This is a genomic window from Streptomyces phytophilus (assembly GCF_013870535.1).
Classification (GTDB): domain Bacteria; phylum Actinomycetota; class Actinomycetes; order Streptomycetales; family Streptomycetaceae; genus Streptomyces; species Streptomyces phytophilus.
Window position 1 is genome coordinate 1 of sequence record NZ_JACBXC010000416.1, and the last position, 4,676, is coordinate 4,676.

At 72.8% G+C, this 4,676-nt stretch carries 4 protein-coding genes and 1 pseudogene; 4 read left to right on the plus strand and 1 reads right to left on the minus strand.

The features are described from left to right. Positions 1 to 307, plus strand: a pseudogene (locus tag H5J30_RS18195) (hypothetical protein); the annotation flags it as partial. A 126-nt stretch (positions 308 to 433) separates the two neighbouring features. Here H5J30_RS18195 and H5J30_RS18200 read toward each other — a convergent pair. Continuing rightward, the gene (locus H5J30_RS18200; RefSeq protein ID WP_181788470.1) at positions 434 to 1,855 is read right to left on the minus strand and encodes an NAD(P)/FAD-dependent oxidoreductase; all 1,422 of its coding nucleotides are present in this window, start codon (positions 1,853 to 1,855) and stop codon (positions 434 to 436) included. Positions 1,856 to 2,042: 187 nt separating this feature from the next. Between H5J30_RS18200 and H5J30_RS37485 the strand changes: the two genes are divergently transcribed. The 3 genes from H5J30_RS37485 (at position 2,043) to H5J30_RS18215 (ending at position 4,646) form a co-directional block, all read left to right on the plus strand. Next, positions 2,043 to 2,294, plus strand: coding sequence for a ferredoxin (locus H5J30_RS37485; protein ID WP_181788471.1), 252 nt, complete (start codon positions 2,043 to 2,045; stop codon positions 2,292 to 2,294). Positions 2,295 to 2,398: 104 nt separating this feature from the next. Next, positions 2,399 to 3,601 carry a cytochrome P450 gene (locus H5J30_RS18210; protein ID WP_181788472.1) on the plus strand — a complete coding sequence of 401 codons (1,203 nt, stop codon included), beginning with the start codon at positions 2,399 to 2,401 and terminating at the stop codon, positions 3,599 to 3,601. Between the two features lie 4 nt (positions 3,602 to 3,605). Beyond that, the gene (locus H5J30_RS18215; protein WP_181788473.1) at positions 3,606 to 4,646 is read left to right on the plus strand and encodes a 3-oxoacyl-ACP synthase III family protein; all 1,041 of its coding nucleotides are present in this window, start codon (positions 3,606 to 3,608) and stop codon (positions 4,644 to 4,646) included. The last annotated feature ends 30 nt before the right edge of the window (positions 4,647 to 4,676 follow it).

The following is a 4,676-nucleotide window of genomic DNA, read 5'->3' on the forward strand; positions in this document are numbered from 1 at the left end:
CGCGATGGCCGCCCGGATCCTGGCGGACCTGATGCCGGAGGCGGTGAGCGCCTCGCGGCGGGTGATCGCCGATCTGGACGCGCTGGAGCTGGAGCTGAAGCAGCTCGCGGCGGACGAGGCGGAGCGCTCGCGGATCACGCTGCGGCTGCAGACGCTGCTGTCGAACTGGAACGACGCGCGGCCGGTCCAGGCCGAGGACGTGAGCAACAAGATCCAGGAGTCGTCCACGGAGGAGATCTTCGACTTCATCGACCGGCAGCTCGGTCGTACGGACGGAGACGAGGCGCCTTCGGCGCCCGGTCGGTGAGAGGTCGGTGAAAGGAGAACCGCCCGCCGTGGGAACGGCGGGCGGTTCTCGTTGTCGGTCTAGTGGGCCACGGGGCTTGTTTCGCGCAGGACGGTTCTCCGGGGTCGTTCTCGCCGGCGGCTTCCCCTACTTCGCCGCCCGCAGCACCGCCGCCTCCGCGTCCTTCAGCGGCGCCGCGGTCAGCGGCGGCCGGGCCGGCTGCCGCATCGCCGCGAGGAACTCGGGCGTCTCCAGGCTGCCCAGCGGTGCGGTGAGCGTGGTGACGGCCGTGAGGGCGTCGCAGACGCGCTCGTTGACGAGGGAGGCGCTGGTGACCATGTCGGCGAACCCCTGCCGCTGCGCGGCCTGGGTGGTCAGGCGCGGGTCGCTGACGGCGGCCTTGTTGTCGGGGTAGCACAGGTCCTGCGAGGCGGAGAGCAGCCACGGCGCGTCGGCGGCGGCGGCGATGGCCTGCTGCGCGGTGCGGGCGAGGCCGGGCTTCAGGCCGCCCGCGCGGCTCAGGCAGGTCTCCAGGGCCCTGGCGGACTGGGCGGCGACGCTCATGCCGTGGCCGTGGATGGGGTTCACGGCCACCACGCAGTCGCCGAGTGCGACAAGCCCTTCGGGGCGGTCGGCGAGGCGGTCGAGGTGCATGCGGCGGTTGAGGGTGCTGCGGGTGGTACGTACCGGCGTCAGCGGCTCCGCGGCCTCGATCAGGTCGGCGATGATCGGGTCGCGCAGGCCGCGGGCGAACTCGGCGAAGCGCTCGTCGTCGGCGGTCGGCTCGCCGCCGCGGGTGCCGGAGAGGGTGATGATCCAGCGGCCGTCCTCGATGGGCAGGAGCAGGCCGTTGCGGCCCGGCCGGCCCGTGCGGTGGTCGGCGTAGACGCTGACGACGGGGAAGGCGTCGGGGGCGCCGGCGGGGGCGCGGAAGATGCGGGTGGCGTAGGTGAGTCCGGTGTCGACGCTCTCCTCGGCGGCGGGCGGCACGCCGAGGTCGGTGAGCCAGTGCCGCAACCGGGAGCCGCGGCCGGTGGCGTCGACGACGATGTCGGCGGGCAGTTCGCGCGTGGCGCCGTCGGAGGTGCGTACGCGTACGCCCGTGACGCTCGTGCGGTCGCCGAGCAGCCCGTGTGCCTCGGTCCTCGTCAGCACCTCGGTGTCCGGGTGGTCCAGCGCGGCTTCGCGGACCGTCCGGTCGAGGAGGGGACGGGAGCAGGTGAGGGCGTAGTGGGAGCCGGGGAAGCGGTGCTGCCAGCCGTAGGCGCTGTAGAGGACCATGTCCTCCTTGACGCCGACGCGGTGGGCGCCGGCGGCGCGCAGCCGGTCCAGGGTGCCGGGGAGCAGCGCCTCGATGGCTTCGGCGCCGCCGGACCAGAGGATGTGCGCGTGCCGGCCCTGCGGGACGCCCTTGCGGGGCTCGGGACCGTCCGGGTAGACGTCGCGTTCGACCACGGTGACGTGGTCGACGTGGTCCCGCAGCGCCCGTGCGGCGAGCACGCCGGCGAGCCCGCCCCCGAGTACGACGCCGTGAACTCGGGTGTTCGGGCCACGGGTTGCTTCCGCCATTGCTGTTCCGCCCTTTCCGCATGGTCCGGTCCGGGCGGTTGCCGTATGCCGCCCGGTTCACCATGCGGGCTCCGGCTTGGGGGTGACTTGCCGGTTTCTAAAGCCTTTTCCGGCTACGAACGGGGCCGTGAATGGCCGTACGCTACGGGCCGGTTGAACGGATCCGAGTTTCCGGAAGGATGCCCTCATGCGGGATTCCTCCATGCAGGTCGAGACCGAGATCGAGCGGTGCGTGGCATCTGGCATGTGCACGCTCCTGGCGCCGGAGGTCTTCGACCAGGATGAGGTGACAGGTCAGGTCGTGGTGCTGGTGAAGCACCCGGCGGAGGAGCAGTGGGAGGCGGTGGACGAGGCCGTGCGCTCCTGCCCGGGCCAGGTCGTCCGGTTCGAGCAGGCGGCCGAGCCGGCCGGGGCGGCGGAGCCGGCCGACGCGCCTTAAGCACGCCCAAGTCCGCCTTAAGGCCGGGGCCCGAGGGTGGGCGGAAAGGCGTGGACCGGCTGTGCCGGACCCGCGGCTTCGCATGCGGAGGAAGGAAACGCGTCATGTCGGACACGCTGTCCACGCCGCCCCGGCGGTTGCCGACCGAGCGCCCGCGCCCGCTGGACCCGCCGGAAGAGCTGGGCCGGCTGCGTGCCGAGGAGCCGGTCAGCCCGCTGCTGTACCCGGACGGGCACGTGGGCTGGCTGGTGACGAGCCATGCGGCGGCCCGGAAGGTGCTCAGCGACCAGCGGTTCAGCGCCCGGGGCGACATCAAGAAGGTGCCGTTCGAGCTGCCCTCCGGCGGCCGGCCGTGGGAGAAGGTGCCGCCCGGCTTCTTCATGCACATGGACCCGCCGGACCACACCCGCTACCGGCGGCTGCTCACCGGGCAGTTCACGGTGCGGCGGATGAAGGCGCTGGAGCCGCGGATCGAGCAGATCACCGAGGAGCACCTGGACGAGATGGAGCGGCAGGGGCCGCCCACGGACCTGGTCCCCTCGTTCGCGCTGCCGATCCCGTCGCTGGCCATCTGCGAGCTGCTGGGGGTGCCGTACGGCGAGCGCCAGCGCTTCCAGGACCACTCGACGACCGTGATGCGCATCGGCTCGTCCGGCGAGGAGGTGGCGGCGGCCTTCGCCGCGATCTACGGGCTGATCCACGAGCTGGTGCAGCTCAAGCACAAGGAGCCCGAGGACGACCTGCTGAGCGGGCTGATCGCCACCGGCGAGCTGGACGACGCCGAGCTGACCGGCATCGGGATGCTGCTGCTGATGGCGGGGCACGAGACGACCGCCAGCATGCTGTCGCTCGGCACGTACGCGCTGCTTCGCCACCCGGGCGAGGTCAAGCGGCTGCGCGAGGACCCGAAGCTGTTCGCCAACGCGGTCGAGGAGCTGATGCGGTATCTGACGATCGCTCAGTTCGGCGTGCCGCGTACCGCGCTGGAGGACGTCGAGCTGGAGGGCAAGCTCATCAAGGCGGGCGACGGCGTGACGGTGTCCCTGGCGGCGGCCAACCGCGACCCGGGGCGCTTCGAGGACGCGGACGGCTTCGACGTCGGCCGCTCCACCTCCGGGCACATGGCGTTCAGCTACGGCATCCACCAGTGCCTGGGCCAGCAGCTGGCCCGGGTGGAGATGCGGATCGCGTACTCGGCGCTCTTCCGCCGGTTCCCCGACCTGCGGCTGGCGGTCGACGCGGACGAGGTGCCGCTGCGCGCGGAGGCGACGATGTACGCCGCGAGTTCGCTCCCGGTGGCCTGGTGATCACGTGCTCGTTCTGAACCCGGAGCAGGAACTGCGGGTCGCCGGCCTCGGCACGGCGTCGCCGGGACCGGCGATCGACAACGCGACGCTGGGCCGCCGCATGGGCCTCGGCCCGATGTGGGAGCAGTGGGCGGAGGCGTTCGTCGGCACCAAGTACCGCCATCTCGCGGTGGATCTGGAGACCGGAGAGCCGCGGTTCTCGCTCGCCGACCTCGGCGAGACCGCCGGCCGGCGGGCGCTGGCCGCGGCCGGTCTGGAGCCGTCGGACGTCGACGTGATCGTGATGGGCACGGCGATGCCCGACATGCTGATGCCGACGACGGTGAACGTCGTCGCGGACCGGCTGGGCATCGACCAGGTGCCGACGTACCAGTTGCAGTCCGGGTGCTCGGGCGCGGTGCAGGCGCTGTCGGTGGCGGCGGGGCTGCTGCTGTCCGGCAGCCACCGCACGGCGCTGGTGCTCGGCGGCGACGTCTCGGCGAAGCTCGTCGACCCGGACATGGACGCCGCCGCGCTGCCGCCCGCGCAGCTGGTGAACCTCATGCTGTTCGGCGACGGCGCCGGCGCGCTGGTGCTGACGGCGGAGCCGTCGCCCGGGCCGGCGCTGCGGGCGGTGTTCACCAAGCTGGTGGGGCTGGGCCGCCAGCCCGGGCAGACGCTCGACTGGTACGGCGCGAGCCGCCGGTTCGACGGCCCGCCGGTGAGCGAGGACTACAAGGCGATCGAGGCCGCCGTCCCGGAGATGGCCGCCGAGTCGGCGGAGGAACTCCTCGACGGGCTGGACTGGAAGCCGGACGAGCTGGCGTACGTGCTGCCGCCGCAGCTCTCGGGCCGGATGACGGCGCGGATCCGGGAGCGGATGGGTGCGCCCGGGGCCCAGGAGGTCTCCTGCGTCGACGAGACCGGCAACAACGGCAACGCGCTGGTCTTCTTCCAGCTGGCGCGGCTGCTGCCGAAGCTCGCCGCGGGCGACCGGGCGCTCGGGGTCGCCATCGAGTCGAGCAAGTGGATCAAGTCGGGCTTCGCGCTGGAGGCGACCGCCTGACGGGATCCGCGCGCGCCGGTACGGTCGCCG

Bases quoted from the DNA above. Each gene is read 5' to 3' on its own strand.
- H5J30_RS18200 (WP_181788470.1), bottom strand. From the start codon at position 1,855: ATGGCGGAAGCAACCCGTGGCCCGAACACCCGAGTTCACGGCGTCGTA.
- H5J30_RS37485 (WP_181788471.1), top strand. From the start codon at position 2,043: ATGCGGGATTCCTCCATGCAGGTCGAGACCGAGATCGAGCGGTGCGTG.
- H5J30_RS18210 (WP_181788472.1), top strand. From the start codon at position 2,399: ATGTCGGACACGCTGTCCACGCCGCCCCGGCGGTTGCCGACCGAGCGC.